Source organism: Candidatus Methanodesulfokora washburnensis (assembly GCF_003947435.1).
Lineage (GTDB): Archaea > Korarchaeota > Korarchaeia > Korarchaeales > Korarchaeaceae > Methanodesulfokora > Methanodesulfokora washburnensis.
On record NZ_RCOS01000170.1, the window covers coordinates 13,366 to 39,140 of the forward strand.

Annotated in this window: 34 protein-coding genes; 26 read left to right on the plus strand and 8 right to left on the minus strand. The window is 43.1% G+C overall.

Annotated elements, in window-relative coordinates; translation table 11 throughout:
- Window positions 1-32 precede the first annotated feature (32 nt).
- Window positions 33-1,526, plus strand: a complete 1,494-nt coding sequence (locus D6D85_RS14850; RefSeq protein ID WP_125672843.1) for a B12-binding domain-containing radical SAM protein — start codon at window positions 33-35, stop codon at window positions 1,524-1,526.
- Window positions 1,527-1,587: 61 nt separating this feature from the next.
- Here the strand turns inward: D6D85_RS14850 and D6D85_RS14855 are convergent, their stop codons facing one another.
- A complete protein-coding gene (locus D6D85_RS14855) occupies window positions 1,588-1,890 on the minus strand; it encodes a hypothetical protein (RefSeq protein WP_125672844.1) in 303 nt (100 codons plus the stop codon).
- Window positions 1,891-2,073: 183 nt separating this feature from the next.
- A complete protein-coding gene (locus D6D85_RS14860; protein WP_125672845.1) occupies window positions 2,074-2,301 on the minus strand; it encodes a hypothetical protein in 228 nt (75 codons plus the stop codon).
- A 335-nt stretch (window positions 2,302-2,636) separates the two neighbouring features.
- On the opposite strand from D6D85_RS14860, the gene D6D85_RS14865 reads away from it, so the two are divergent.
- From D6D85_RS14865 to D6D85_RS14885, 5 genes are read left to right on the plus strand one after another with little or no spacing between them, the layout of a single operon-like run.
- Window positions 2,637-3,044: a hypothetical protein gene (locus tag D6D85_RS14865; RefSeq protein ID WP_125672846.1), complete on the plus strand. Its 408-nt coding sequence runs from the start codon at window positions 2,637-2,639 to the stop codon at window positions 3,042-3,044.
- A complete protein-coding gene (locus D6D85_RS14870) occupies window positions 3,025-4,050 on the plus strand; it encodes a hypothetical protein (protein WP_125672847.1) in 1,026 nt (341 codons plus the stop codon). The genes D6D85_RS14865 and D6D85_RS14870 overlap by 20 nt, the downstream gene beginning before the upstream one ends.
- Window positions 3,971-4,723 carry an ABC transporter ATP-binding protein gene (locus D6D85_RS14875; RefSeq protein WP_125672848.1) on the plus strand — a complete coding sequence of 251 codons (753 nt, stop codon included), beginning with the start codon at window positions 3,971-3,973 and terminating at the stop codon, window positions 4,721-4,723. The genes D6D85_RS14870 and D6D85_RS14875 overlap by 80 nt, the downstream gene beginning before the upstream one ends.
- Window positions 4,692-5,417 carry a hypothetical protein gene (locus tag D6D85_RS14880; protein WP_125672849.1) on the plus strand — a complete coding sequence of 242 codons (726 nt, stop codon included), beginning with the start codon at window positions 4,692-4,694 and terminating at the stop codon, window positions 5,415-5,417. Before D6D85_RS14875 ends, D6D85_RS14880 begins: the two co-directional genes overlap by 32 nt.
- Window positions 5,414-5,863: a hypothetical protein gene (locus tag D6D85_RS14885; protein WP_125672850.1), complete on the plus strand. Its 450-nt coding sequence runs from the start codon at window positions 5,414-5,416 to the stop codon at window positions 5,861-5,863. The genes D6D85_RS14880 and D6D85_RS14885 overlap by 4 nt, the downstream gene beginning before the upstream one ends.
- A gap of 70 nt (window positions 5,864-5,933) precedes the next feature.
- Here the strand turns inward: D6D85_RS14885 and D6D85_RS14890 are convergent, their stop codons facing one another.
- A complete protein-coding gene (locus D6D85_RS14890; RefSeq protein ID WP_125672851.1) occupies window positions 5,934-6,497 on the minus strand; it encodes a hypothetical protein in 564 nt (187 codons plus the stop codon).
- A gap of 451 nt (window positions 6,498-6,948) precedes the next feature.
- Here D6D85_RS14890 and D6D85_RS14895 point away from each other — a divergent pair, with 451 nt between their 5' ends.
- Both D6D85_RS14895 and D6D85_RS14900 read left to right on the plus strand, forming a co-directional pair.
- Entirely contained in the window at window positions 6,949-7,380 is a 432-nt protein-coding gene (locus D6D85_RS14895; protein WP_125672852.1) for an aminoacyl-tRNA deacylase, read from the plus strand.
- 70 nt (window positions 7,381-7,450) lie between these two features.
- A complete protein-coding gene (locus tag D6D85_RS14900; RefSeq protein ID WP_125672853.1) occupies window positions 7,451-8,305 on the plus strand; it encodes a DNA lyase in 855 nt (284 codons plus the stop codon).
- 1 nt (window position 8,306) lies between these two features.
- On the opposite strand, the gene D6D85_RS14905 is transcribed toward D6D85_RS14900, so the two are convergent.
- From D6D85_RS14905 to D6D85_RS14920, 4 genes are all read right to left on the minus strand, one after another.
- The gene (locus D6D85_RS14905) at window positions 8,307-8,702 is read right to left on the minus strand and encodes a PIN domain-containing protein (RefSeq protein WP_125672854.1); all 396 of its coding nucleotides are present in this window, start codon (window positions 8,700-8,702) and stop codon (window positions 8,307-8,309) included.
- Window positions 8,693-8,920: an AbrB/MazE/SpoVT family DNA-binding domain-containing protein gene (locus D6D85_RS14910; protein ID WP_125672855.1), complete on the minus strand. Its 228-nt coding sequence runs from the start codon at window positions 8,918-8,920 to the stop codon at window positions 8,693-8,695. The genes D6D85_RS14905 and D6D85_RS14910 overlap by 10 nt, the downstream gene beginning before the upstream one ends.
- A gap of 187 nt (window positions 8,921-9,107) precedes the next feature.
- Window positions 9,108-9,842 carry a helix-turn-helix domain-containing protein gene (locus D6D85_RS14915; RefSeq protein WP_125672856.1) on the minus strand — a complete coding sequence of 245 codons (735 nt, stop codon included), beginning with the start codon at window positions 9,840-9,842 and terminating at the stop codon, window positions 9,108-9,110.
- Between the two features lie 57 nt (window positions 9,843-9,899).
- Entirely contained in the window at window positions 9,900-10,208 is a 309-nt protein-coding gene (locus D6D85_RS14920) for a hypothetical protein (protein ID WP_125672857.1), read from the minus strand.
- Window positions 10,209-10,383: 175 nt separating this feature from the next.
- Between D6D85_RS14920 and D6D85_RS14925 the strand changes: the two genes are divergently transcribed.
- The 16 genes from D6D85_RS14925 (at window position 10,384) to D6D85_RS15000 (ending at window position 23,932) form a co-directional block, all read left to right on the plus strand.
- Window positions 10,384-13,491 (plus strand): molybdopterin-dependent oxidoreductase, encoded by a 3,108-nt coding sequence (locus D6D85_RS14925; RefSeq protein ID WP_125672858.1) that lies wholly within the window; start codon window positions 10,384-10,386, stop codon window positions 13,489-13,491.
- Between the two features lie 6 nt (window positions 13,492-13,497).
- A complete protein-coding gene (locus D6D85_RS14930) occupies window positions 13,498-14,451 on the plus strand; it encodes a 4Fe-4S dicluster domain-containing protein (protein ID WP_125672859.1) in 954 nt (317 codons plus the stop codon).
- A 1-nt stretch (window position 14,452) separates the two neighbouring features.
- Window positions 14,453-14,698, plus strand: coding sequence for a hypothetical protein (locus D6D85_RS14935; protein ID WP_125672860.1), 246 nt, complete (start codon window positions 14,453-14,455; stop codon window positions 14,696-14,698).
- Entirely contained in the window at window positions 14,691-15,206 is a 516-nt protein-coding gene (locus tag D6D85_RS14940; RefSeq protein ID WP_125672861.1) for a hypothetical protein, read from the plus strand. The genes D6D85_RS14935 and D6D85_RS14940 overlap by 8 nt, the downstream gene beginning before the upstream one ends.
- 30 nt (window positions 15,207-15,236) lie before the next feature.
- Complete coding sequence (locus tag D6D85_RS14945; RefSeq protein WP_125672862.1) at window positions 15,237-15,923, plus strand: molecular chaperone TorD family protein; 687 nt, start codon at window positions 15,237-15,239, stop codon at window positions 15,921-15,923.
- A gap of 74 nt (window positions 15,924-15,997) precedes the next feature.
- On the plus strand, window positions 15,998-16,603 hold the full coding sequence (locus D6D85_RS14950; protein ID WP_125672863.1) for a molybdenum cofactor guanylyltransferase: 606 nt from the start codon (window positions 15,998-16,000) through the stop codon (window positions 16,601-16,603).
- Between the two features lie 157 nt (window positions 16,604-16,760).
- On the plus strand, window positions 16,761-17,030 hold the full coding sequence (locus D6D85_RS14955; RefSeq protein ID WP_125672864.1) for a twin-arginine translocase TatA/TatE family subunit: 270 nt from the start codon (window positions 16,761-16,763) through the stop codon (window positions 17,028-17,030).
- 4 nt (window positions 17,031-17,034) lie between these two features.
- Entirely contained in the window at window positions 17,035-17,901 is an 867-nt protein-coding gene (locus tag D6D85_RS14960; protein ID WP_125672865.1) for a twin-arginine translocase subunit TatC, read from the plus strand.
- 54 nt (window positions 17,902-17,955) lie between these two features.
- Window positions 17,956-18,891, plus strand: coding sequence for an ATP-binding cassette domain-containing protein (locus D6D85_RS14965; RefSeq protein ID WP_125672866.1), 936 nt, complete (start codon window positions 17,956-17,958; stop codon window positions 18,889-18,891).
- Complete coding sequence (locus tag D6D85_RS14970) at window positions 18,888-19,652, plus strand: ABC transporter permease (RefSeq protein ID WP_125672867.1); 765 nt, start codon at window positions 18,888-18,890, stop codon at window positions 19,650-19,652. The genes D6D85_RS14965 and D6D85_RS14970 overlap by 4 nt, the downstream gene beginning before the upstream one ends.
- Window positions 19,649-20,398, plus strand: a complete 750-nt coding sequence (locus D6D85_RS14975) for an ABC transporter permease (protein ID WP_161969925.1) — start codon at window positions 19,649-19,651, stop codon at window positions 20,396-20,398. Before D6D85_RS14970 ends, D6D85_RS14975 begins: the two co-directional genes overlap by 4 nt.
- Before the next feature lie 100 nt (window positions 20,399-20,498).
- Window positions 20,499-22,040, plus strand: coding sequence for an ABC transporter permease subunit (locus tag D6D85_RS14980; RefSeq protein WP_125672869.1), 1,542 nt, complete (start codon window positions 20,499-20,501; stop codon window positions 22,038-22,040).
- Window positions 22,040-22,774 carry an ABC transporter ATP-binding protein gene (locus tag D6D85_RS14985; RefSeq protein ID WP_125672870.1) on the plus strand — a complete coding sequence of 245 codons (735 nt, stop codon included), beginning with the start codon at window positions 22,040-22,042 and terminating at the stop codon, window positions 22,772-22,774. Before D6D85_RS14980 ends, D6D85_RS14985 begins: the two co-directional genes overlap by 1 nt.
- Before the next feature lie 48 nt (window positions 22,775-22,822).
- Window positions 22,823-23,302, plus strand: a complete 480-nt coding sequence (locus tag D6D85_RS14990) for an AAA-associated domain-containing protein (protein ID WP_125672871.1) — start codon at window positions 22,823-22,825, stop codon at window positions 23,300-23,302.
- A gap of 100 nt (window positions 23,303-23,402) precedes the next feature.
- Window positions 23,403-23,645 (plus strand): hypothetical protein, encoded by a 243-nt coding sequence (locus tag D6D85_RS14995; protein ID WP_237558874.1) that lies wholly within the window; start codon window positions 23,403-23,405, stop codon window positions 23,643-23,645.
- A gap of 59 nt (window positions 23,646-23,704) precedes the next feature.
- Window positions 23,705-23,932 (plus strand): hypothetical protein, encoded by a 228-nt coding sequence (locus D6D85_RS15000; protein WP_125672873.1) that lies wholly within the window; start codon window positions 23,705-23,707, stop codon window positions 23,930-23,932.
- A gap of 107 nt (window positions 23,933-24,039) precedes the next feature.
- Here D6D85_RS15000 and D6D85_RS15005 read toward each other — a convergent pair whose 3' ends face one another.
- On the minus strand, window positions 24,040-24,255 hold the full coding sequence (locus D6D85_RS15005) for a hypothetical protein (protein ID WP_125672874.1): 216 nt from the start codon (window positions 24,253-24,255) through the stop codon (window positions 24,040-24,042).
- On the opposite strand from D6D85_RS15005, the gene D6D85_RS17155 reads away from it, so the two are divergent.
- A complete protein-coding gene (locus D6D85_RS17155; RefSeq protein ID WP_125672876.1) occupies window positions 24,221-24,481 on the plus strand; it encodes a PIN domain-containing protein in 261 nt (86 codons plus the stop codon). The genes D6D85_RS15005 and D6D85_RS17155 overlap by 35 nt on opposite strands.
- Window positions 24,482-24,666: 185 nt before the next feature.
- Window positions 24,667-25,775: methionine adenosyltransferase (locus D6D85_RS15015; protein WP_125672875.1), on the plus strand; the 1,109-nt coding region annotated here is incomplete at its 3' end.

Sequence of the window (25,775 nt, forward strand, 5' to 3'; positions counted from 1 at the left end):
AAGGCTTTTTACATCAGGCATTCAAATTCAGGATGCTCCTGATACTGGACGCTCTAGCTGCAGGAAAAGCAAGGAGGCTCTCCTCTCTTGATGTGATAGGAGCAGGACCCAGGCTTATAGCAGGTATTCTCGAGAGCCTTGGCCTTGAATACAAGCTCATGAGGGTGGAGGACTTCCTTAAAAAGGGAAGAAAGTTCAGTGGAACTGTTCTGATAAGTGCGATGACAATGGATGAGCCGGCTGTGGCAAGGGCACTGAAGCTAATTGATGGAATTAAGATAATAGGAGGACCGATAACATCTGATCTCGGTGTTGTGAGAAGACTGAACCTGGATCTGGGGATCTGGGGGGAAGGAGAGATATCCCTCAGGGAAGTTCTCTTGAGAGGGGTAGATCCATCCAAGCTGAAAGATGTGCCAAATCTGGTCTTCAGAAATGGGACAACAAAACTGAGGTATCTGACAAGAGAGGAATTTCTGATGTTCAAGCCGTCTGTAAATGCTGTAAAGTTCTACAGCACAATACCCCATTACAAGTGTTCCAGAGTTTATGTGGAGGTTGTGAGGAGCTGCTCAAACTTCAGAAGACCAAAGCTTCTGGTATCCCAAGATATATGCAGATTATGTCCCTCAGAGAGGATATTATGCCCTCAGGGAATACCTCCTGGCTGTGGATATTGCTCCATCCCCTATCTATACGGTCCGCCGAAATCAAGGGATGAGGAAAGCATTCTGGATGAGATAGAAGGCTTGGCTAAAGTGGGAGTGAGGAGGATAGTGCTGAGCGGGGCTGACTTCCTCGAGTACGGAAGGGATCTCCTGAAAAATCCCCTCACAGATCCCGTCAGTCCTGAGCCAAATCTGGATGCCATAGACTCCCTTCTCTCAAAGGTAAGCTACCTTTCCAAGAAATATGGATTTTACTTTGAGGTGGAGAATGCCAAACCATCCCTTGTTGATGAGAAAGTGGCAAAACTGCTGGGAAAATACCTCAAAAATACCACAATCCATATAGGAGTGGAGACAGGAGATGAAAAACATTCAGAGCTCATTGGAAGGCCCTGTAGCCCTGAGGAATCAATTAAAGCAATAAAACTTTTGAAAGAAGCTGGATTGAGGCCATATGCATATTTTATACACAGTCTCCCCGAGCAGAACAGAAGAAGTGCTGCAAAGACAATTGAGGCGATGAGATCTGTTTTCGAAATAGGGGCTGAGAAGATAACAGTCTACAGATTTAGGCCCCTTCCCGGAACTGCCTTTGAGAAATTTAAGGTGAGAGTAGATGCAGATTCAAGAAAAATATCAAAGTATGCCATACGTTTAAATAGAGTGAGAAAGGAGCTCCTTGTTGGCAATGTTGTGAAGGCTGTTGCAGCACCAGGAGCATACGCATATCCGCTGCAGGGAGGGCCTGTTATAAGGCTGAAAAATGGAAAGCCCAAGATAGGAGAGATAATTGAGGTGAAAATCACAGATGTAGTATCAGACAGGCTTGTTGAAGGATTTATCTGTGGTGCTCCTTAGGAGGACTGGTTTTTAGAAAGATGCGCTCTTTTGGTTGATTAAGCTAACATATTCAAATATTTTATAATAAGAGCCAGAGATTAAGAGGGTTTACTACCTTAACTTTGTATCCCCCTATTTTCTGAAAATGAAAGTCACATGAGAAAATCGTGTCCACGTAGTCTTTTACCGGCAGAAAGCACAAGTAATCCCATACATGTATTCCGCTTGTAGTACTCTCTTTGATAGCCTCCTCTACATGCCTCTGGAGTAGAGGAACTTTCACTATATCGCCATCCTTTAATATAGCTAAAACTATGTTAGCTACCTCTTCTCTCGGAGCCTTGCTCCTCTGAAAGCTAGAACATGATATATTTTTCTGCAAGCTGATGAGTGGAGATATACACTTTTAAAGCCGGGAAGATCTCCAAGAAGAACTTTCTTGCTGCCTCATGTGCTCTTAAAGCCTTTACTTCTCTTTTGAGCTAAAATTGTCTGGAAGTGGTCTTTTCTTTGCTATTGACCAGATCTCTGTGTCCACCATTGCTTTCTCCAAGAGAACCCCCTATTATACATCTTCATAATTATACTCTCTGTAATCCTCTGGAGAAGCACCCTGATAAGGCGTTGTGATAAGATCTATCAGCTTCTTTCTTCCTCCTCTGGGTTTAGATATGTACTCAAGAATTGCCTCTATAACAAGATCTCTCACAGTTTTTCTCTCCTCTGCAGCTCTCCTCTTTAACTCGAGATAGAGATCCTCGGGGAGAACGAAGCTTGTCTTTATGTTACCCACAATAAGTAAAGCAAACTGTATTTAAAGCTCTACACACTCAATTTCAAGATCTTGTGAAAAAGGTTTTGTGGAAATAAATAGGTTTCATATATTTAAATTAAAGTAGAAAAACTTTTAAGGCATTTAACAAAGTATTTCTATAATAGAATATTTCATTGTTATCTTGATGTCTTATCGATGAAAGACCCTGCTTTCAGCTCTTTTTTCCGTTTAAGGCATCACTTTTCTCTCCTTTCTCATAAAAATCATCTCTCTAAGTCAAAGATTCTGAAAAAAAAGAAGAAGCAGAACAAAATAATTTTAAATAAGAGGTCTACTAAAATATCGGTGCCCTTATGAGGGAAAAACTAGGTGTGTGGTTCAAGAGAGTTGGGATCTTCGCCATTGCAATGTTGCTTTTGTCACCGACATTGCTTGTACCGGCCTCTCCTCCTCAGGGAAAGGAACAGCCCCTATCTACTACTTGCTATTGGTTATCTGATTATGATGAAACTGACGGCTATCTTGGATATGCTTGGGCACTTGTGGGTGCCTGCAGAGATCCGTATACTCATTGGCTGACCAACAGGGTGCATGATGGAGGTGGAGGATCTTACGGAAGTGGATATATAGTTTCTAAGAGTAGAGAAACAGAACCATTTTGGGAACTTTATAGAGCTTATACCAAACAGTATGTTAGAATTTACTCTTCAACTGGCGTACTTCTTGAGGTAGATATTGCATATGCCGAGATCAGAAGCTGAAATCTTACATAATCTCACCAAGAAACCATTAGTGCTATTTTCCCTTCTCCTCCTTTTTTCAATAAATGCTGGGCTGATTGTAGCCCAGAGATCGTATGCATATCCCAAGGAAGGGAGCTATGCTACCTATGAGTGCTGGTCGAAGGGTTATCCTGTTCAACTCAAGAACTGGACTGATTTTACATACGATAACGTACATATAATATATTATTGGAAAATAATAGAGATAAATAATAATATAGGTATGCGCGTTTTTGTGAAAGTGAACGCAAGCTATGATGAAAAGTATACCTGTTATGTCAAGAGGTTTCCCCCTCTCTCTCGTAGCGATGTTGTTGAATTCGCAGAGGGGCCTAGGAATGTCTCATTTAATGGCACAATATTCGTCAATCTGGAGAAGGAAGAAGCTTATTATGGTAATATGAGCATAGAGCCGCCCCGCTTCTGGTGGCCGGTTGATCTTACAAACGGGGAGAAGATAAAGTTTGGAAGAGCTCCTGATGGAACCCCTCTGGAGTGGGAGGTACATGTATTCCCTGATTTTCTTCCTGATCCTCGAACCGGAGTTTATGTAAAAGCTCCTGAGATAAAAACTCCCTTAGGCACTAGGAAATACAGTGACATAGCCTTTATAGAATCCTACACGTATGATCCCGTATGGCAGAGAGGGTATTTAGAGGCTATCTTTGTCGATAGGATCACGGGCATCGCTCTAGGCTCTGTATCCTACTATGATGGAGTCTTGGGCCTTATGGGAATCTATGGCATATCCGGTACAAAATTTGCCAACATAGATAAGACCATGCACGTCTCCTGCGTTATGAGAGATGCCTATATAAATGGAACGGAGGTTATTGTCCTGAAAGGGAAAAGCTCGGAGGAGCCTTTCATCATTATATTTATAATATTATGTATGGTGATTCCATATGTATATTATAGAATCAGAAGATCTAGTAAAAAAGTATGGAAGAGTGGCTGCACTGGACAACGTCACCCTGAAAATTAAGAGGGGGATCTTCGGCTTGCTTGGCCCAAATGGTGCGGGAAAAACCTCATTTATGAGGATAATAGTTGGCCTCTCCAAGAAGACATCGGGAAGAGTGGAGGTACTTGGCATGGATCCATGGAAGGAGGGGGAGAAGGTGAGGAGGAAGGTTGGATTTATGCCGGAGAAGCCAGCATTTCCACCTCATCTCACAGGGAGAAGAATACTTGAGCTCATCACTAGGCTGAGAGGTTATGAACTGAGCAAATCCCTTGAGTTAGCTGATGCTCTGGGGTTGAAGAGAAGGATAGATTCCCCTATTGGGGGATATTCCGCTGGGATGAGAAGTAGGCTGGCTTTTTGCATTAGTTTGATAGGAGATCCGGACCTCCTAGTTCTGGATGAACCCGTGGCCAACTTAGATCCGCTGGGCAGAATCAGGCTTCTCAGCATATTAAGGGAGCGATCTAAAGATGGATGCTCCGTTGTGATAGCAACTCACTCCCTGAGGGATGTGGAGGATCTTTTGGACAGCGCTGCGTTTATATACAGGGGAAGGATCTTGGACAGCGGAGACATAGGGGATCTCATGAGAAGATACATGGGTTATCAGCCGGAGGAAAAGGTTACTGATATTGAAAGGTTATATATGGGTGTAATGCATGAGAAAGCTCATGATCTTGATGAAATTTGAGCTTGAAAATCTCACAAGATTCCCCATTTTAGAGCTAATACTGCTTTTTTTGGCTATAGCTTCCTTCTCACCACCAGCTGTGGTATCTGCCTCATTCTCAACGCTTGGCGAGGAGGTATACTCCCGCATTTCTTTTATTGTCTCAAAGTACTTTATATCATCATTTTCCACATCATATGTTCCTACTGTTATAGTAACGTCCTCCCTTATAGCTGCCTCTCTTGCATTTGAGATAGAGACAGGCCAGATAGAACTTCTTCTTCTCCAGCCCATCCGAAGAGGAGATGTTCTCCTCTCAAAAATTCTCTCGATATCCTTTATTGTGGTGTCCATCCAGCTCTTATCAGCACTTCTCTCTTCAACTACATATTATCATAAGTTCGTGGTATATATTAGTCCTGCCTCCCTGCTTATCTCCCTTTACTTAAGCTTGCTCTCCGTGATGCTGTCCATGTCCTTAACATTAGCCATCTTCGCAGTCTTAAAAAGGAGCCTTCTATCCACAATGGTAGCTCTAATAGCTCTTATTAGTCCTGCCTTTGCTAATGTGAAATTTCTTCCTCCGAGAGCATTTCTAAGGGCCACCGACCTGGACTTTCTGGGGCTTCTTGGGGACACGTGTGTTATGCTGCTTATGTCTTTCTTCCTTCTCGTGCTAGAGTATTACTTATATACAAGGAGGGTTGGAACTTGAGGTTTCCGAGAGTTCTAACTATTCTGCTGGTAATATCTCTTTCCACAATCATAGGTGTACAATTGAGATCGGGAATCATCGAGGACTGTGTAGAGAATCCTTTTAGGATCAACCTGACTGTTTTTCTGCCCCAGAGAGAAACGGAGCTTCGTATAACTACTTGTACGAATTGTTCCTTTGTAGTGGAAGTCTATGATCTGGAAAGTGCTCTTAATGGAGAAAGGCCTCTCTTAACTAGGAATGCAACATCATCTTTAACACTGAAGCTCCTTCCATACAGCAGTTTTTATCTCATTAAAGCCGGGCCTTATCTTCATGAGTTGTGCATCAGGCAGCATGGGGTTGAGAAGGACAATCTCCTCTACTCTGAAGTTGTTGCAGTTATCGCTACAATCTTGCTGGCCATCGAGCTAATCAGGGGGAGACTTAAATTGAGCAGGCTTTAGAATTTCTCTAATAAGTAGATTTTAAGAAAAATCTACTCAGATTTTGTGATATAAAATGTTAAAAAAAAGATTAGGGTTTGCCTTGTTCAACCACTCCTCGCTTGACTATCCTGCACTTTGAGGAGGAGCTCCAGATAATCTGGCCTGATTGCGTTGCAATAGACTCCTTTGTGATAATCTCATCTCCATTGTTAATCTTAAAAAGTCTGACCGTGAAGTTCCCGAGAAGAAGCTTATATGCGGTCTCATTTATGGGAAGGAGAAAGCCAGGCTGGCAGATATTGGTGCATTCCCTCGGTAGCTCTGGAGAAGATCCCTCGCAGGGCGGACTCGAGATGGAAATGAAGAAGGAGCGGTTTACAAGGCTTTCATTTTTCATCTCTACTGGAAGGCAAACAAATGGCCTTTCAACAGATAGGAAGGTTCTCGTCCCGTTTTCAAGTGTGCTCATGCGGTTTTCTAGTTGCACACTAATAGACCAACTGGGATAAGTCTCATTAACGATAATGGGCTCACATAGTTCTTCATGGATTTCATAGCTAGCAGGCATGAAAATTTCAATATTATTATATGCTAAAATACCTAAGGCTACTAAAAAAGAAAGAAAGATCAGTAGGAACACTAAGGCCCTCATAATTTATCCCCCGCAATTTTAGTAGACCTCTTATTTAAAATTATTTTGTTCTGCTTCTTCCTTTTTTTCAGAATCTTTGACTTAGGGAGATTGATGTTATGAGGAAAAAGGGAAAGATGACATTATTAAACGGAAAAAGAGCTTAAAGCAGAGCTTTCATTGATAAAATATCAAGATAAATTAATAAGATATTTTATTATAGAAATACTTTGTTAAATGTCTTAAAAGTTTTTCTACTTTAATTTAAATATATGAAATCTATTTATTTCTACAAAAGCTTTTCACAAGATCTTGAAGTTCAGGTATGAATTTATTCTGAACGGATGAACCTTATAAGACTGTCATGTAGTGTGAAGAAAGAGAAATGTGCATGCTTCAGCACAATGGCTGCAATCCTGCTAGCTAAGCTAATCAAGGGAAGACTTAAATTGAGCAAGCTTTAGAATTCCTTATGGAAAGGTTGCTAAGCTATGGAATAAAATTTGAGGTAATAAGGCCAAGCGGTCCAGTGAGAACTGTGAAGGAGACATCCGCTTTAACTGGCCTTCCGGAGTCATCGATAATAAAGACCCTCATCTTCGTGTCTGAGAAAGGAGGGATAGCTGCTATAGTTCCGGGGGATAAAAAAGCAGATCTGGAAAAGCTTTCCAGAATATTTGGAAAGGTGAGGCTTGCCTCAGCGGATGAAATTCTGAGCTTAACTGGATTTCCACTTGGAGGAGTTCCTCCATTCGGCCATGGTCTGCAGACTGTTGTCGATTCCTCGCTCAAGCCCGATGAGGAGGTGGTTGGAGGGGGAGGGGATGAGATGACCTTGATAAAGGTGAAAGTGAGGGACATAATTGAGGTGAACAAAGCAATAGTGGCCGATATCTCCAAGTGAATTCCTCTTGCCTTTTTATAACTTGTAGTAAAAGCAAAGGCCAGCTAAAACTTATGGAAAAGGTGAGCTTGTGAAAATAGAGATAAAGCCTGTGGATCTCGATCTAACTCTTTACCCATCCTTTGTCCTCTCTATCTTCAACCAATTAAATGGGACTTATGTAAAGGCTGCAGGAAGGAAGAAAGGATGCAGGATGAAAGTAGAGGGGAAATTCCTGCTGACAGAGTGCGAGGAAGCTCTATACTGGAGCGGAGCTTGGTTTATGGAGGTGCTGGACTCAGAGGAGACGGGATTATCCTGGCTTGTGGATCTGCTCAGAGAGCAGTACCCAAAGCTAGGGCTTTCTGTCGATCCTCAAGATCCTCTCCACATCTTAATTCCAGTCTTCCTCTCCCAGTCCACAAGCTATCATGGAAATGTGGTTAAATGGTCCAGAAGGATGTGGGAGATGACGGATGACCCATTTAAAGCTGCTGAAATAGCCCCGAAAATAGCCGGAAGTTATCAGCTGAGAAGGCTTCACGAGTCATTTCCCTGTCTATCATCAGCTATCAGCAGGGATATCTGGGCCACGAGAATTGAGATGATGAAGTGCAGGTATTGCGGGCCCAAAATTGCCGATGCATTTCTTTTATTCGGAATAGCTGACACAACATCAGCTCCAGTGGACAGGCACTTTACATCGATGGCCAGAAAGCTTGAGCTCTGGGACTTCGAGCTTCCGAGGCAAAGCATGTGCAGAAAATATGGATGTCCAAGCTGTCCTGCTAACAGGAAGTGCATCAGATGGATTGCCTCAGAATCGTTTGGAAAGCTGACTGGATGGGTTCAAACAGCATTTTACCTTCATGAAAAGCTGTACTGCTCAAAAAAGCTGTGTCAAGAATGTATGCTTAGATCTGAATGCAATCTGAAATCGGATTAGGTCACTTATACCAGACAGTCTTAAGATTGAGCATTTTGAAGTGAGGATCGTCCGTTATTATCGCTGCTTTATGCTGTTTAGCGACTGCTCCTATTATCACATCTGCTATCGGGATGTCCTTATGCCTAAGCGCCAATTCTCCGGCGAGAAAAGCAGTCTCCTCATCAACTGAAAGCACTCCTGCTCCTCTAGCTGTCCATAGCTTGAGCTTTATTCTGGCCTGTTCTGCTCCCAGCCTTGTTCCGGCTACTTTCATAAACTCTGTAATGACTATAGAGGGGATTATCAGCTTCTCCTTTGATATCCTTGAAAGGAAATTTGCTATGTCTCTTCTCTCCTCATCAGAAGGGGGAAAGGTATGTGCTATCAGGAATTTTGTGTCCAATATCAACGCCATGCCTTTCTTTCCTCCTCCAACAGCTTGATAAGCCTCCTATATTCCTCCTCACCAACTGGATCTCCTGGTTCCGGAATTCCCGATTTCATAAGCACTATTTTGTCTCCTTCCAAAGAAGCACAGATGATATCCCCCTCTTTTATGTTTAGGGCATCCCTATATTTTTTAGGAATCGTTACTTGGCCCTTTCTGGTAACCTTCAGAATTTCCCCTTGCATAAGTAGTACTTCTAGTACTACCTATTAAGTCTTTCCAATAAAATCGCGAGACTCAGCTTACTAAATATATTATTTGTAAACAGAGATATTCTTAGGGAAAGTGATCCTGTGTCATTGTAAGCAATAGAAGTTAAGAAAGCGAAGAGGCCTAAGAATCTAGACAGTAAGATGCCCTTACTCTCGTTCATTATTGGGTTATCTTGATTCTACCTTTGGAAAGCTTCTGTTGATTTCGTAATATCATTACATGTAGGATCTTGCTGAGGACAAGATGAGGGAGATCGTGCCTCATGTAGGCTGTCACTATTTTCCTCTCGGCATTCCTAAGAATCTCACTTAAAGTAGACTTACTGATATTCAGTTCCTCCGAGAGCTGATCCAAGGATATCCCATGAGGTTGGCCGTAATATCCTCTAAAATAAGCGTAATATAGGACTTCCTGCTCTCTCGGTGTTAGCATGTATCCCATAACATCATCAGCTCTCCCAGAAATCAGTACTTCGAACAGATCATTCGGAATCTCTCTCTTACGATATACTAGCTCGAAAAGCAAGCCGAAAGGAGTTACAAGAATGGACTTTGGGACGACTCCGCTAGTACCATATACCACGGGACAATTAGCGCAAGCGTTATGGGATAAATACAGGAGGACATTACCCCTGCTCCTGTAAAAAAACTCATTAGCCATTTTATATTTCTGTAAAATTTTCATAAGACTATTTAGGAACTCCTTCCGCTTAAAGCTAATTCTAAGACAACCCTCGACAGTTCTATCTGCACCTATTCTAACTCCTATGAATCTGCCAACAAGCTCATCTCCGTTGAAAGAGCTTTTTGTGGAGATAACGGACTCTCTGAAAATATCAGCCAGCAGGCATCTACCCCTATAGAGGGCATATGCAATATTGAACTGTATGGGCATCCCTGAAAGGGGGATTAAAAAATAAAAAGATAGTGCTGGCCAGAAAGAAATTAATTATCATTTATGCATCTTTTTTATCAAATAGAGCAAGGCGATTCCTATTACGAAAAGTGTCACTATGTTGAAGCCCTTTAGCGGATGTCCTGCATAGTACATTGCTCCAATTCCTCCAGGAGCCCCTGGCGGTAAGCCAGTCCACCAAGCTAGGTATCTTCCCATCATGTTAAACATCGGGGCTATTGGTATCGTCACCAGGAACATGTAGAGCAACCCCGGTCTCTTAATTCTCTCTAATATTGCTGGACCTACTAAAGCCAATGTTATGAGCCAGAGAGCATATAAGGGAAGCCACGAATAAGGGAACATTGAGGCCCAACCTTACAGAGCTCATGTGAGACCACCACGATAACTGCTGTATAGAATAGATTCTATTAAAAGTCTGTTCCGTACATGTTCGGGATTAATATTTAAATAATCCTTAGACCCTAATTTTTGGTGGGTTTATTAACCTCCGTAGAATGGGATCTCTTGGGTGCCGGATATGACGAGTGAAAATTCAAGGAAGGGTATTAGCCGGAGAGAAATGATCAAAATTAGTGTTTTTGGAGGTTTGGTTACAGCCTCACTATTTGCACTTATGCAGAAGCTTCGCGAGGGGGAAGTTGCCTATGGGTATCTTAAACAGTTACTGCATAAGGTGAATGAGAGAGCATATGCTGGTATGGCTTCTTACACTGATGTTAAAGTATCTACATGCGCTGGCAATTGCACTCAAGCATGTCATATGAAAGCGTATCTTAAAGGGAATGTGATAGCAAGAATACAACAAGCAGCGGATTACCATGTCTATGACCCGGTTGCAAAGGAGGCTTATAATCCGAGGGGATGCATGAGAGGTATCAGTTATGTAAGGTACATCTATGGTCCAATGAGGATCAAACATCCATTAATAAGAGTAGGTCCAAGAGGATCGGGAAAGTTTAGGCGAGCCACGTGGGACGAAGCACTTGATTATATTGCGGAGAAGATGTTAAGCATTATTAAAAATTATGGTGCCGACTCAATTGTCTTCTTCTCACCAATACCAGCGTACAACTATATTTCAGCTTCTAGTGGATATAGGCTTTGTCAAATACTTGGGGGTGCTGGTCCCCTAAGCTTTTACGACTGGTATTGTGATTTACCGCCTGGGGAGCCTATGACTTGGGGGCATCAAACCGAGGAAGCTGAGGAACTTGATTGGACAAACGCTAAATTGATAATATTATGGGGTAGCAACATTGATGAGTCCAGGATAGCGGCAGCTCACTTCTTGAATGAGGCCAGATATCGTGGCACTAAGGTAATATCGATATTTACCGATTATAATGCAACAGCTAGGCTCTCTGACTTATTTGTCACGATAAATCCCGGCACTGATGCTGCATTAGTAAACGGTATATGCAAAATACTAATTGATAATAAATGGTATGACGAGAACTATGTTAAACTGTTCACCGATATGCCGTTTCTTGTTAGAGTTGACACCGGAAAGTTCTTGAGGGAGAGCGATCTTAAGGAGAATGGAAATCAGTATAAGTTATATGTATGGAATAAACTGACTAATTCATTAACTGAAGCAATAGGCTGTTTAGGCGATGAAAGGGATACTCTGGATTGGTCAAAATATGGCATTGACCCCGATTTAGACTTTGAAGGAGAAATCCGGCTTAAAGATGGAAGTATAACAAGGGTAAAAACAGTTTTTAGAATACTTAAGGAGAGGCTTGCTGAATTCAATGCGCAAAAGGTCAGTGAAATATGCGGCGTAAACCCAGACGTGATAATGCAGATTGCCGAGGACCTCCATAACCTAAAGCCAGCGATGATAATTGGAGGTGGAGGTGTAAATCACTGGTTTAATAACGACATAAATAATAGGTCGATGATCATGCTAATGGCATTAACGGGCAATGTAGGGATTAGAGGGGGAGGCTTTAATCAATATACTGGTCAGTACAAAGTATGGCTTACAGGTATGCCAAAATATGCAGGAATAACTATGGCAAGACCACAAAATACTACACTCTTCGTATGGGCGCACTTTGTGACCGAACTCTGGCGGCTGGGCAAGCCTCTCGATGCTATACTAAAAGATATAGAATCCGGTGTCTTGACCAAGCTCCCTGATGGTTCACCTGTGAGCACAGATCCCTCTGCTGGCAGAGCTTACATGAACTACTTGCTTATAAAGTCGCTTGCGAAAGGATGGATGCCCTTATACCCGAAGCCGCCAAAAAGGCCGAGAGCCATGGTGATCTGGAGAGGCAACTTCCTTAATCAAGCAAAAGGAGGTGCAAACATTATTAAGTGGTTTGCAGATGAAAATATGCTGGAGCTAGTTGTTGTAATAGATTTTAGGACCAATTCAACAGCTATGTATGCTGATGTAATTCTGCCATCTGCAACGTGGTACGAGAAGTTCGATATCTGCACTACGCCTCTACACCCGTATATATCAACTCAAAACAAAGTAGTCGATCCACTCTATGAGAGCAAGTCAGACTTTGATATATTTAAAGCTCTTGCGAAAAGGATACAAGAAAAGGCTAAGGAAATGGGCGGCCTCACTTGGTACGATGAGAAGTATAAAATTGAGAGGGATTACACGAAAGTATATGACCAATTCATAGATAAGGCCTGCAAAGTTCATCCTTTCTTTAAAGGTGTAGGCGAGGGGTGCTTGGACACAGAGGAGAAAGTCGCTCATTATATTCTTAAAATGAGCCCGATAATGTATCCGGATCCAACTGCCTATGAGGATAATAAGGAGAAGTTTGCCCCAGAGGTCAGGGATGCAATTGAAAACCTATTGTTCAGGGGAATGATAGATGAATACATACTTAAAATCATGGAGTTAATAAAAGACCATCCAATGCCTATGCCTGCCATTCAACATCGGAGGCCGAATGTTCCTTGGACAGATAACGTTGAGATGAAAATACCATGGCCTGCTGGAGGGAAGCTTTCCAAGGAAGCGGTTAAAATACCCGGTACTGCGATGGAAGTTCCACGGCTTCTTGTGATGAAGTACTTAGGCGTTATACCGGGGTGCACAAAGACTTTGACTGGTAGACAGCAATTCTATATTGATCACAGTTATTTCCTATCGCTGGGAAACGAATTGCCAATATACAAAGAGCCGTGTGTAGATAAGCTACCCGATGGAAGACCAGCGCCGTTAAAAATGAACACTCCACATGGCAGATGGGGCACACACTCAACGTTTAGGGATGTAGATCTGTTGTTGAGACTTCAGCGCAGTGAAACAATAGTAATGATAAACCCCTTGGACGCCATGGAGCGTGGTATCAAAGATGATGACTTAGTCTTGGTCTACAATGAATACGGGGAAATGGTAGCCAAGGCCAAGCTATCTCCCTCTATTAAGCCTGGACAGATTAGAGTAGATAATGGTTCTGAGTTGATACTTACTAGGAAAAATTGGTACGAAATAGTTACACCCGTGAGGCCGAAACCAACACAGTCTGTAGTTTATCCGGAGGAAGAAAACCCACCGGGGTACCATCTCAATTATGGTTGGAACTTGTGGGGTGTGACGGGTAATGAGTGTGACACTAGCGTTGAAGTTAAAAAGTTGGGAGGGTGATAAGACATGACTAGATGGGCTATGGTGATAGATCTGAATAAATGCCTCGGTTGCCAAGCATGCGCAGTAGCCTGTAAAATCACATGGACTAGCAGAAAAGGAGCTGATCATATGTGGTGGAATATAGTTAGTACAATGCCAGGTCCTAGCTATCCCAAGGATTGGCTTAGAAAACAAGAGAGGAACGAGCCCCCGCAATCAACAGATTATGAGGTTGTCCCTGAATATCCATACGGAAACCTTATCGAAAATCCGACAGAAGAGGCCCCGAAAATAATTCCAGTACCCACACCAACTTTCGGCCCCAACTGGTATGAGGACGTAGGCGTAGGAAAGGATCCTAAAGACAACTGGTACTTCTACCTACCACTTCAGTGCATGCACTGCGATGATCCTTCATGTGTTAAATCGTGTCCAGCAGGTGCAATATACAAAAGAGAAGATGGTATAGTAATGATAGATTCCAATATATGTATGGGTTTCCGGTCCTGTCAGCAGGCTTGTCCCTATTACAGGATTTTCTGGAACACGGAGCTTCGAATATCAGAGAAATGCAATTTCTGTGCGCCGTTGGTTGAGCAAGGAATACCACCTGTTTGCGTTTCTTCATGTCCAGCTAGAGCAAGGTTCTTCGGTGATCTGGATGATGAAACAAGCCAGGTATATGTGCTTGTCAAAGAATATAAGGTGGCTGTACCACTGCTACCAGAAGTCGCAAGCAAAGTTCACCCGAATGTATTCTACATTCCTCCTGTCTTGGATGCTCCAAAGCTAGATGAGACCTATAAACCTATAGGTGACAGGTATGACAAAGAGATGCTGGTCAAGCTTTTCGGAGATAGAATAGATGAGATAAAGAAGATATTGCTCGATGAAAGGGAGAAGGCTAGAAAGGGCATGTCCTCAAAGCTGATTGATACATTGACAAGTTGGCCAACATGGAAGCTGGGGAGGGGTTAAGATGAGCGTTACAAAGTTCCTTACCTCTTGGGGCTTCTCGCTTGCGATAATTCCCACAATAATCTTCCTAATATGGTGTGCTGTTGTTGGTTTTAGCAATGCTAATAAGGTGGGTGCCGCTGAAGGCATAATCAAGTCTTGGATCCTCACCAGTATTGGGGTTGCCATAGTTTACGCTATAGTGCTAGCTATAGCAACCTTATTTGTTAGAAGACTTGAGGTAAAGGAGGTGAAAAGTAATGTATGAACATGCGTTTTCGTCCTTCCATGCTATAGCAGCGCACTTTGCAGCTGCATTTGGTGGTGCCGTTAGTTTACTAGCTATATCGTGCTTTGTAGTTAGATTACTCAGAGATAGACTTGGAGAAAGGTATGAAGCTTTATGTAAATTGCTATATCCGACTCTTAACGTGATGCTCTTCTTGGAACTGGTATCAATATTGGCCGCATCCGTGGCTGCTCTGATAGACTTTCAAAAAGTTGAGGCGCTTTTCGCCTCACCGATTATCAGAGATAAAGGCCTGTTCATTGTTCTTGCTTTTGAGACTTATACTTTCATGTACTATCTAACACTTAAGTATGGAGAGAGACTGGTGGACAGCATGCCAGTAGCTACTTATATGTTAGCTTTAGGAATAATAAGCGGTGTACTAATAGTTCTAATAGCCGGATTGGGAGGTCACCTCAGTTACGGAGAATCACTGATCGATTTCATCTTCGATAAACTTGGCATACCTCCTCCTTGGTCTCCTTAAACATTTATTTTTCATCTTGGTGATCTGGTCTTGACAGATATCGAAATAGAGGCTGCATATGCAAGAAGTGCCATTTATAAGCTACTCTCGTTGGCCATAAGTTATCCGAGTGAGGAAGTGGCACAACTACTTTTTTCAGGTGTATTGTTTAATGAACTGAAGTTTTACTTAGAAAAATTACCTCAAACATCAAACTTTCTGAGTCAAGTGGACGAATTAATGTCTCTCTTAAGGAAACTTTCATCAAAGCCGCTTGAGGATCTTCAGGCTTGTTATACAATGCTTTTCGATTTTGGTGTACCTGCACCTCCATGTCCTTTGAATGAAAGCAGTTACCTTACCTCTCCTAAAGAAAACTTACTTTATGAGTTAGCATCGCTATACGAGTCGGAAGATTTAGAGGCTGATATATCTAAGGAGGATCCGGACAGCTTAATGGTTTTGCTTGAGTTCATGCATCATCTAGCCCATAAAGAGATTACATGTGCCGAAAAGCGCCTTAACAGTAGAAGCAAGGATGTCCGGGAGAAGGAGGTCAATTTTTTGAATGAGCACCTAATGGTTTGGCTGCCGAAATTACTTGATTGTGTTGGTATGCATGCAAGGGAAATATGTCATAAATTCTATATGAATTTAATATATTTTATAATGGATTTCATCAAATACGATTTAGAGCATTTAAAAATATCTTTAACGCTAATGGAAGAACATCAGTAAAGGAAACTCAAAATGAGAGGCACTTATAGGTGTATAGAAGGTTGCTTTAGCTGAAGAAGGGAAGGTAAGGCTACTTGAACGACAGGATAACTGACATAGCAGGAGCTATTTTAGCAGGAGGAAAAAACACAAGGATGGGAGGAGTGGAAAAATCATTTATTAAAATAAATGGTATTCCCATAATAGAGCGCACGATCAACTTGTTAAACGGGATTTTCGATGAGATTCTTATTATCACAAATAAACCTGAGAATTATATAAAGTATAAAAATTGTCTAATAGTTACAGATATAATAAAGGATATAGGACCTCTTGGTGCAGTACTTACAGCTATCAATAGGACATCAAAACCCGCTGTTTTCTGTGTTGCCTGCGACATGCCCTTTCTTGACGGCAGCATTATATCCAGACAACTGTCGTATTTCAAAAAAGGTGACTTTGATGCCCTTGTGCCAAGGATTGGAGAGTTTATAGAACCACTTCACGCAATCTATGCGAAGAGAATAGAGGAGAAAATGCTTCACTTCGTAAAAAGGAGTCCTGATCTATCGATAAGGAGGTTTTTAAGGGAGATAAATGTCGGATACTGGGAATTGGAGGACAACCCCTTCCATAGGAAAGTATTTAAGAATTTAAATACAATTGAGGATGTGTATGAGATAGGAGGGCAGCTTAAGTAGGGGATGATATTTCGATATTTCTATGAAGGCTGTGTTGTAATGTATTAGTATAATAAAGGCTGTGCTACTTTCATAATGCGGGTAAACTACAAGCATAATATTTTAATATTTTTCTCAAAGCGAAAGCTTTTTATTCTTCCATCAGAGTTTACAGCTTATGATAACCAGCTGGGAGACCATAATAATAGCAATAATAATACTAGCTCTGATCATATGGGGTCCCCAGAAGCTTCCTGAGTTCGCTAGGGCAATAGGCCAGGCGAGAAGGGAGTTTGAGAAGGCATCCAAGGAGGAACCGAAGAAGGAGGAGAAAAAGGAGGACCTAGATGAGAAGATAATAAAGATGGCGAAGGAGCTGGGCATAAGCACAGAGGGAAAGACGAAGGAGCAGATACTACAGGAAATAGCTGAGAAGGCAAAGAAGTGACTCGATGCAGGAGCTTGAGTTCTGGGACCACGTAAGAGAGTTAGGCTCTAGACTGAAGGTTGCTCTTTACTTCTTTTTAGCCTTTACTATCATTTTCCTAGTTTTTCCAGCAGATGTGGATGTATTCAATCCTTCCGGGTTCTACAAACCTCTTGTGGGCCTAATCCTCCAGATAGTGAAGGATCAAGTTCTCAACGGCGGCATAATAGGGGTAAAGATAGAGGGGATAAAGTTAATAGGGGTTGAGTTCTCAAATCCCTTGGAGATATACTTCATCGCATCCCTAGTCCTTGCATTCATCTGCAGCCTCCCGGTAACAGCTTATGAGGTGTACAAGTTCATAGACCCAGCACTATATGAGCATGAGAGGAGAGCGGTCTATCCCTTCGTTATATCCTTCTCAGCAATGTTCGCTGTCGGTGCAGTATTCGGCTACCTTGTGATAGCTCCCTTCATACTCTGGGCGATGCTTCCATTTTTCTCCATGGTTGGAGCTGAGATGCTGATATCAGTTTCGGATTTCTACTCCCTCATATTTCTCTCAGTCCTGTTCACAGGCCTATCCTTCACAATACCTGTGATATATGTCCTTCTTGTCAGACTTGGCATATTGAGCACTGATACCGTCAGGAAGAACAGGAGATATTTGTACGCTGCTCTCTTCATAATAACAGCAGTGATAACACCGGATGGTGGGCCCATAGCCGATTTTGCCCTCTTCATACCAATAGCCCTGATGATGGAGGTTGCTGTGAGGATAGCAGGAAGATATGAGAAGGAGAGGGTATTCACATCAAGAAAGTGCAAGTTCTGCGGTGCTGATATAAGTGATGAGATATTCTGTCCGAAATGCGGAAGATCCCAGATCTAAATTTAGATAAGCCGGATTATAAAAGTTTTTTAAAGCTTGGGGAATGCTGTCGTGATGGCGTTTGTCGAGATAATGAACATCACAAAGTACTATGGAAGAAACCCAGCTGTTAATGGGCTGAGCTTTAGCATAGAGGAAGGGGAGATATTCGGCCTTTTGGGCCCGAATGGGGCTGGAAAGACAACTACAATATTGATGCTGGCTACTGTCATAAAACCAACATCTGGCACAGCTAAAATCGGGGGATATGACGTAGTTAAAGAGCCTGATAAGGTGAGGAGCCTGCTTGGAATAGCATTTCAGGAGCCAAAATCGACATGGGTGGATAAGCCGATAGAGATAGTCGAGTGGCACGGGAGAATATGTGGCCTGAGGGGACAGGAGCTTAAGGAGAGAGTTAAAGAGGTGATGGAGAGGCTCGAGATCTGGGATCAGAGAAATAAGTTCTTCTATCAGCTTAGCGGTGGAAACAGAAAGAGGGTTGAGGTGGCCAAGGTTTTCGTCCAGAAGCCTAAATTTGCGATATTCGATGAACCAACAGCCCAAGTCGATGTGCTTGGAAAGCATGCAATATGGGACATGATAAAGGAGCTCAGGGACTCCGGATCAACTGTGATGCTTGCCACAAACGACACAAATGAAGCTGATATAATATCAGATAGAATTGGAATAATGCATGAGGGAAAGTTGGTTTCCTTGGGCACACCCTCAGAGCTGAAGGACAGCATACCTGGAGGGGATATACTGGAGATCCAGCTCAACATTACTCCTCACGATGAGATGGTGAGACAGCTCAGCGATATAGAGGGGGTTTCGAGAGTTGTGCTGTCAGAGCAGAACATGCTGAGAATGTACTTAAACAGAGGGGAGGAGCTGGTTCCAGCAGTCCTGGAGAGGATATCAAGATTTGGGGCTAAAATAAGGTACATAAAGATGAAGGAGCCCAGCTTGGACGATGTCTTCCTCTACTTCACGGGGGAGAGGGGATGAGAGGTGCTTTATTCTTAATAGGGAGGGAGCTCTCGAAGACGAGGAGGTACAAGTTTTTCATAGCGATGAGGTTCACTTGGTTCGCCATTCAAGTAGCTGTTTTTGGTGCGGTTATGTCAAGAATAGTGACAATACCCAAGTTTTACGAGTTCTATCTAGTCGGTGTTTACAGTTCAATTCTGTTCACCTTATCTGTTTTCATAAGCTATGAAATTCTAGAAGAAGCTGAGGATGGGCTCTTTGAGTACTTTCTATCCCTCCCGATGGGAAGATGGGAGTTTGTGCTGGGAAGATCTGTCGGATGCGCCATCTCATCTCTAGCATACACTATCCCAATGCTCCTCCTAGTTCTCCTCCTGCTCGGAAATATTACACCATTCTCGATTTCTCTTTCCCTTTTCTCATCCCTCCTTTTCGCAATAGGCATATCAGGCATTGTGATAACTTTTGTCTCCTTGGTAAAGTCGAGCGATGTATCGGATATAGTTTTTGGGGCTGTGGATGCAATTCTTGTAAGGCTTAGCACGGCTATGTATCCTCTTTCAGCCATGCCTTCTTACTACAGGATTCCATCGGTGGCAAATCCGATAACTCAGCTTGCTGAGTTTCTAAGGTATGTCCTATCCCCTGATGTCTTCTCATACACTTATTTTGAGCCTCCGGGCTCTGCAGTAGCATTTCTCATCGGGTTCTCCATATCTGCCTTCATGATAGGCATGCTTGTGTTCGAGAGAAAAGTAGAAGGAGGGGGATGGAGGTGAGCCAGATCATCAAGGTTGCAGTGAGGGATCTAAACAGGATGTGGAAGTACAGGTGGTGGCTTGCCGGCCTTGTGGCGATGAACTTAAGCGATCTTTTCATAATGGCGACCATATTCAATGGTGTTGTAAACAGGGCACTTATACCGGATTACATAAAATTCGTGGCCCCTGGAATAACTGCAATAGCAATATTCGCCTCCTCTTTCTCAATAGGCAGGGAGGTGATGGTGGAGATAAGGAGGGACGTGCACCACTATCTTCTCTCCCTTCCGATGAGAAGATATGAGCTTCTGCTCGGAAGAGCTCTGGGTGGGACTATAAGAGGGCTGGTTTATGCAATTCCATTTCTCATTCTCCTAATAGCAATAGAGGGACTTCCCAATGTGGAGATATTTTCAGTAGCTTTGATCTCTCTTATTCTTCTTGCTTTTTCCATGTCAAGTCTTGGAATAGCACTTTCTTCCATATCCAGGCAGATGGATGTTCAGGCAACAGTAAGGAGTCTTCTTTATTTCGTTCTCTTCTTCTTCAGCACGGTTTTTTACCCAAGCAGGGCAATAAGTCAGTTCTCAGCCATAAGGCTGATATCCCACTACAATCCAGTTTCTGTTGTGGCTGACCTTCTTAGGGCGTCCTTCGGAGAGGGAGTAATGCCTGCAGCAGATCAGCTCATATCCCTGCCCATCCTATCCTTTCTGATGAGCGTAGCAGGGATGCTTCTTTATATGAAAGCCATGGCAAAATAGCAAAAAGATTTTTATCCATTCTTAAGCAGGGGAGAAGAGGTGACCCTCTCTGCTCTCCTACCTCTTGCTGCCAGTCTATGCACTGCTGTCACTGCTCAGAATGACCTTTGCATACATTTTCTCCCTTATTTTCTCTCTTTCCATTGGGATACTGGCTGCAAAGAATGAGAAGGCTGAGCACATAATAATACCTCTTCTAGATGTGTTGCAGAGCATACCCATACTGGGCTTCTTCCCAATTGCCATAATCTTCTTCATAAACCTCTTCGGCTCATACATAGGTGCTGAGATCTCCTCCATATTCCTCATATTCACCTCTCAGGTGTGGAACATGACCTTTGGGGTGTACGAAGCTGTGAAGCTCATACCAAGAGATGTGGAGGAGATGGCACGTGTATACAACATTGGAAGATTTCTGTATGTGAGGAAAATACTGGTTCCGGCCACCATGACGAAGCTCATCTACAACTCAGCGATGTCCTGGGGAGGAGGATGGTTCTTCCTTTATGCATCAGAGATAATATCGGTGGGCAATGCTCAGATATCGCTCCCAGGTCTTGGAAGCCTTCTCGCTCTATCCCTCATGGAATCCCCTCCAAGAATTGATGTTGCCCTTCTATCGGTTCTGGTGACAATGTTCCTCGTCTCCTTCACATATCTGTTCATCTGGAGGCCTCTCATCGAGTGGAGCGAGAACTTCAAGTACGAGTATTCAGCGGGAGAGAGAAGAAGGATAAGGCTCTTTGAGATTCCAAGGGTTAGAATACCTCCTTTCCTGTATAGGTCATTCTTCCGTGCTATCAGATATATTTCAAAGCTTCCTTTAAGGAATTTCATGGCAAGGCTTGGTGGGATTTTGAGGAGCAGGGCTGTAATTATCAGGAGGGTCTTTTTCCTCCTTCTAACTGCATTTATCGTTTACGCTGTGGTGAAAACAGCTCTATCCATAACACCGGAATCGATATCGTCTGAGTACATAAAGGAGCCAGATCTTGTCCTTATGGCATCCCTAAACTCCATCAGGAGGGTTTTGGCGGTTTTACTGATCTCCCTCTCCTGGACTGTTCCGGTATCTCTCCTCGTTGGTAGAGGAAAGCACTGGAATGAGTTCATGCTGATATTTGAAATAGCTGCTTCCTTCCCAATTCCCGTGCTCTGGCCCTTCTTGGTGAGGTATATCGTGCTTCCCTTGGGGGAGGGAGGCTTCGAGGTAGCTGCAATTACGCTTGCTCTCTTCGGGGCTCAGTTCTACCTTCTTTTCAACTCCTTAGCTGGAGTAAGGTCGATACCATCCGATCTGGAGGAGATGAGGAGAGTTTTTCTTGTAAAAGGTGCCCTTTATTTCAGGAAAATAGTGATTCCAGGCATGTTTCCCTCCATTGTCACAGGCTTGATAACAGCATGGGGAGGTGCATGGAACTCACTAATAGTGGCGGAGTACATAAAGGTGGGAGAGGAAATTTTCCCGAGCAAAAAATCCCAGTATGGTCTTGGAACACTGCTCAGCATCGCTGCTTGGGAGAAAGGGGATGTCTCATCAGTCATCTTCATAACGGCAGTTCTAACCATAATTATAATAACTATAAACAGGACCTTCTGGAGGTTCCTGTACAACTATTCAGCTAAGTTCAGGGTGGAATAATGCTTGAGGTCGACAGAGTGTCTAAGTACTTCATCTCCGATGGAAGCAGGCTTGATGTGATAAAGGAGGTCAGTTTCTCGCTGAAAGAGGGGGAATTCGTGTCCATAGTCGGGCCTAGTGGTTGTGGGAAGTCAACTCTTCTCAGAATGATAGCTGGAATTGAGAGGCCGAGTTCAGGTAGAATAACCTTCTATGGGAAGGAGATAAACTCCCCGGATCCCAGGATATCGATGATCTTCCAGAGCTTTGCCCTAGTTCCATGGCTCAAGGTGATAGAGCAAGTTGAGCTTCCTCTGAGGGCTAGAGGCATAGAAAATGCTAAAGAAGTGGCAAGAAAGTGGCTTAACCTCGTTGGACTGTCCGAGTTCGAGGAATTCCTTCCAAAGGAGTTGTCAGGCGGTATGAGGCAGAGAATTGGGATAGCAAGGGCTCTAGCAGTTGAACCAAGCCTTCTTTTGATGGACGAGCCTTTCTCCTCCTTGGATGAGCTGACAGCTGAGACCCTGAGGCATGAGATACTGGAGCTGTGGAAAAGTGCCCCAAGCCTGAAGTCCATACTTATGGTGACTCACAACATAGAGGAGGCTGTCCTTATGTCTGATAGAATTGTGGTTCTGTCGAGAAGACCATCCACAGTTATAAAGATTTTGAATGTAGATATTCCAAGGCCAAGAAATAGAAAGGAAGAGCAGTTCTACAACAAAGTAGATGAGATATACAGCCTCCTCTCCTGAAGAGTAATATTTATCTTTAGGTAGGGATTATGAAAAGCAGGATCTATATTGGAGATACCTGTGTCGTACTCTAGGCTGCTGGGTCTTCTGAGACTCCTAAGGGATCTGGGCGGAAAAGCCGATGTCGCAAAGATATCAGAGGAAACGGACATGCATGCTGATGAAATACTTCCTATTCTGGCCTTCTCTGAGATGATAGGCCTGATCTCGATAGATGAGGGCGATGCAAAGCTTACCGAGTCAGGGATCAACTTCCTGAAACAGGGACATACGGGAAGGGCAAAATATGTGAGGGATAAACTGATGGAGCTCAAGGTCTTCAACGAGATATTAAATGAACTTAAGAAAAAGGGGAGTCTTGAAAAAGAGGATGTCATGGAAATAATAGCATCTAAAGGTGGATTTTGCTACTGCAGCAGTTTAGAGGAGGCATTCAACTGCCTCATTCATTGGGGTGTCTACTCAGGCCTCATCGAGTACGATAGAGAGGAGAATCTGATAAGGTTGGGGGAGGTCAATTCTAAATAGAGCTTGTTTTGGAAGCTCAGAAGTAGGCAATTTCAATTTTTTATATAATGCTTAGCCGTGCTGTATGAAGACTTATAAAGTCCTGTTGCCAAAAACCGAGATGTCAAAGGAAATCAAGATAAGGATTCCCTCCTGGTTTTCCGAGGAGAAGTTTAAAAGAGCTGTGAATGAGCTTGTTTCGGAGCTATCAGGTGTAGTGAGCATAGAGGAGCTTAGAAGGGAGCTTAACATCAGACCTGAGGATTTAACAGAGGATTTAGAGGTATATGACGCGAAGGAGCTCAGAGAGAAGGAGAAGAGGAGGATAAATGGAGAAGCTAAGAGTCGACTAACATTAAAATAACAAAGTGTCATTGAGGTTGTCAAGCGAAAGTTTATAAGGCAGCAGAATCCAAATCAAATGTGCCGAAGCATATAGCTATAGAGGTTCCTGACTGGATTGATGAAAAGGATATAATGGACATTATAGAAAAATATATAGAGATGAAGCTGCCAAGCAGTGCAACGAGGGAGGAGTATATTAGCTTTCTAAAGATAAATATAGATGAAATTGTAGAATATGATATTAACAGGGAGTTGGAGATCCTGAAGGAGACGAGAAGGAAGGCTTGGAAGAGATGCCAGTTCTAGATACAAATATTTTAATAGAGAAAATTCGGAAAAAGGAGGAAATATGGGAGAATTTGACATTCTCCACGGCTAAAGCCGGGAGATTCCCGGTTTGTCAGCCTGAGGCCTCATCCTACCGGGTTCAGGGCTGTGTCAAGACCAGGGCATAATGCCCTACCAGCCCCTGCTATGGGCATGTAACCCATAGCCCGCGTGAGCGACTCGCTTAACACAACTATCATGAGCTGATATTTAATTTTTGCCCATTCATCCAGAGCTAAAGCTCTAGGCTTTCTGGGCACCCTTTTTATAACTGAAATAACAGTATTAGAGTATCCTCCCATTCTGAAATATTTAAAGTTCTACGGTAAAATATACTACCTCAGGAGATCTGACCTAAACTTAGCACTCAAAATTCAGATCGATCTGAGGAAGATAGGTTCTCAAAAATCGATTCCCGATATCCTTATTGCATCCATATGTATTAATAGAAATGAAGAGCTCATAACAAATGATAATGACTTTTTTGATATAGCTAAAGTCTCAAATCTTAGAGTTAAGTTCATCTAATAAGCAGCTTGTTAACTAATAAGAATTACTTGGATGAACTTGCAGAATTAATTTCAGCAGCTCAATCAAGCTACTCACATAGAAATTCCTTTAGGAATTTAGTTTTCTTTCTTTGCCTCCTTCTGGGAGGATAAACTTTTTATCGGAGGTGGGCAACAAACTTCTCTGTTAAGGAGGTGCTTTTCATGAGAAACATCATGGTTGAGGAGGTTCCAAGAATCCCAATGGATGAACAGCCTGTCGAAATTGTTGAGAGAAAGGGAATAGGACATCCTGACACAATATGCGACTCGATAATGGAGGAGGTAAGTGTTGAACTGAACAAGGAGTATCTCAGGAGAGTTGGTGGCATACTGCATTACAACGCGGACAAATCCCTTCTAGTAGCAGGGGAGGCGGAGGTGAAGTTTGGAGGAGGAAAGGTGAAGAGGCCAATGCTCTTGGTCATAGGAGACAGGGCCACCAACTTATATGCCGGGGAGGAGATTCCAATAGAGGAAATAGCAATAAGAGCTGCAAAGAGATGGATAAAGGAGAACCTCAGATACGTTGATCCAGAGGAACATGTCCAGTACATGGTGGAGCTCAGACCGGGAAGCGCAGAGCTTACTGACATATTCAGAAGGTCTGAGGGGAAGCTTATGGGGGCCAATGACACATCTGCAGCTGTCGGGTATGCTCCTCTATCCAGAATGGAGAGGCTTGTGCTAGAGGTTGAGAAAATGCTGAACTCGAGGGAGTTCAAGAGAAGCTTTCCTGAAGTAGGCGAGGACATCAAGGTGATGGGATACAGGGTGAAGAACAGCGTTAACCTGACCATAGCTGTTGCCTTTGTTGACAGGTACATAGGAAGCGAGGAAGAATATTTCAAGAGGAAGGAGGAGGTTTTGGAGGCTGTCAACTCCTATCTAAAGAACTTCCCTGAGTTTGAATCGATAAAAGTTGAGATGAACACGCTGGACGTGAGAGGAAGAGGGGAAAATGGGGTTTACCTCACAGTTCTTGGAACAAGTGCTGACAGCGCTGATTCAGGGGAGGTTGGGAGGGGAAATGGAGTTAACGGTCTAATACCACTGATGAGACCAAGAAGCTCCGAGGCAGCTGCTGGGAAGAATCCAGTAAGCCATGTTGGTAAAATATATAACATTCTTACTCACAAAATTGCTGAGAGAGTTGTGGAGGAGGTGCCGGAGGTCAGGGAGGTTTTCATATGGCTGGTGAGCAGGATAGGAAAGCCGGTGGATCAGCCTGATATGGCGGCAGCCGGGGGCGGGAGGAAACGCCAAGGATCGGT

Excerpts from the sequence above, each read along its gene's own strand:
- D6D85_RS14850 (WP_125672843.1), top strand. The coding sequence starts at position 33 with ATGCTCCTGATACTGGACGCTCTAGCTGCAGGAAAAGCAAGGAGGCTC.
- D6D85_RS14865 (WP_125672846.1), top strand. The coding sequence starts at position 2,637 with ATGAGGGAAAAACTAGGTGTGTGGTTCAAGAGAGTTGGGATCTTCGCC.
- D6D85_RS14870 (WP_125672847.1), top strand. The coding sequence starts at position 3,025 with ATGCCGAGATCAGAAGCTGAAATCTTACATAATCTCACCAAGAAACCA.
- D6D85_RS14875 (WP_125672848.1), top strand. The coding sequence starts at position 3,971 with ATGTATATTATAGAATCAGAAGATCTAGTAAAAAAGTATGGAAGAGTG.
- D6D85_RS14880 (WP_125672849.1), top strand. The coding sequence starts at position 4,692 with ATGAGAAAGCTCATGATCTTGATGAAATTTGAGCTTGAAAATCTCACA.
- D6D85_RS14890 (WP_125672851.1), bottom strand. The coding sequence starts at position 6,497 with ATGAGGGCCTTAGTGTTCCTACTGATCTTTCTTTCTTTTTTAGTAGCC.
- D6D85_RS14895 (WP_125672852.1), top strand. The coding sequence starts at position 6,949 with ATGGAAAGGTTGCTAAGCTATGGAATAAAATTTGAGGTAATAAGGCCA.
- D6D85_RS14905 (WP_125672854.1), bottom strand. The coding sequence starts at position 8,702 with ATGGCGTTGATATTGGACACAAAATTCCTGATAGCACATACCTTTCCC.
- D6D85_RS14910 (WP_125672855.1), bottom strand. The coding sequence starts at position 8,920 with ATGCAAGGGGAAATTCTGAAGGTTACCAGAAAGGGCCAAGTAACGATT.
- D6D85_RS14915 (WP_125672856.1), bottom strand. The coding sequence starts at position 9,842 with ATGCCCATACAGTTCAATATTGCATATGCCCTCTATAGGGGTAGATGC.
- D6D85_RS14920 (WP_125672857.1), bottom strand. The coding sequence starts at position 10,208 with ATGTTCCCTTATTCGTGGCTTCCCTTATATGCTCTCTGGCTCATAACA.
- D6D85_RS14925 (WP_125672858.1), top strand. The coding sequence starts at position 10,384 with ATGACGAGTGAAAATTCAAGGAAGGGTATTAGCCGGAGAGAAATGATC.
- D6D85_RS14930 (WP_125672859.1), top strand. The coding sequence starts at position 13,498 with ATGACTAGATGGGCTATGGTGATAGATCTGAATAAATGCCTCGGTTGC.
- D6D85_RS14935 (WP_125672860.1), top strand. The coding sequence starts at position 14,453 with ATGAGCGTTACAAAGTTCCTTACCTCTTGGGGCTTCTCGCTTGCGATA.
- D6D85_RS14940 (WP_125672861.1), top strand. The coding sequence starts at position 14,691 with ATGTATGAACATGCGTTTTCGTCCTTCCATGCTATAGCAGCGCACTTT.
- D6D85_RS14955 (WP_125672864.1), top strand. The coding sequence starts at position 16,761 with ATGATAACCAGCTGGGAGACCATAATAATAGCAATAATAATACTAGCT.
- D6D85_RS14960 (WP_125672865.1), top strand. The coding sequence starts at position 17,035 with ATGCAGGAGCTTGAGTTCTGGGACCACGTAAGAGAGTTAGGCTCTAGA.
- D6D85_RS14965 (WP_125672866.1), top strand. The coding sequence starts at position 17,956 with ATGGCGTTTGTCGAGATAATGAACATCACAAAGTACTATGGAAGAAAC.
- D6D85_RS14970 (WP_125672867.1), top strand. The coding sequence starts at position 18,888 with ATGAGAGGTGCTTTATTCTTAATAGGGAGGGAGCTCTCGAAGACGAGG.
- D6D85_RS14980 (WP_125672869.1), top strand. The coding sequence starts at position 20,499 with ATGACCTTTGCATACATTTTCTCCCTTATTTTCTCTCTTTCCATTGGG.
- D6D85_RS14985 (WP_125672870.1), top strand. The coding sequence starts at position 22,040 with ATGCTTGAGGTCGACAGAGTGTCTAAGTACTTCATCTCCGATGGAAGC.
- D6D85_RS14995 (WP_237558874.1), top strand. The coding sequence starts at position 23,403 with ATGTCAAAGGAAATCAAGATAAGGATTCCCTCCTGGTTTTCCGAGGAG.
- D6D85_RS15005 (WP_125672874.1), bottom strand. The coding sequence starts at position 24,255 with ATGGGAGGATACTCTAATACTGTTATTTCAGTTATAAAAAGGGTGCCC.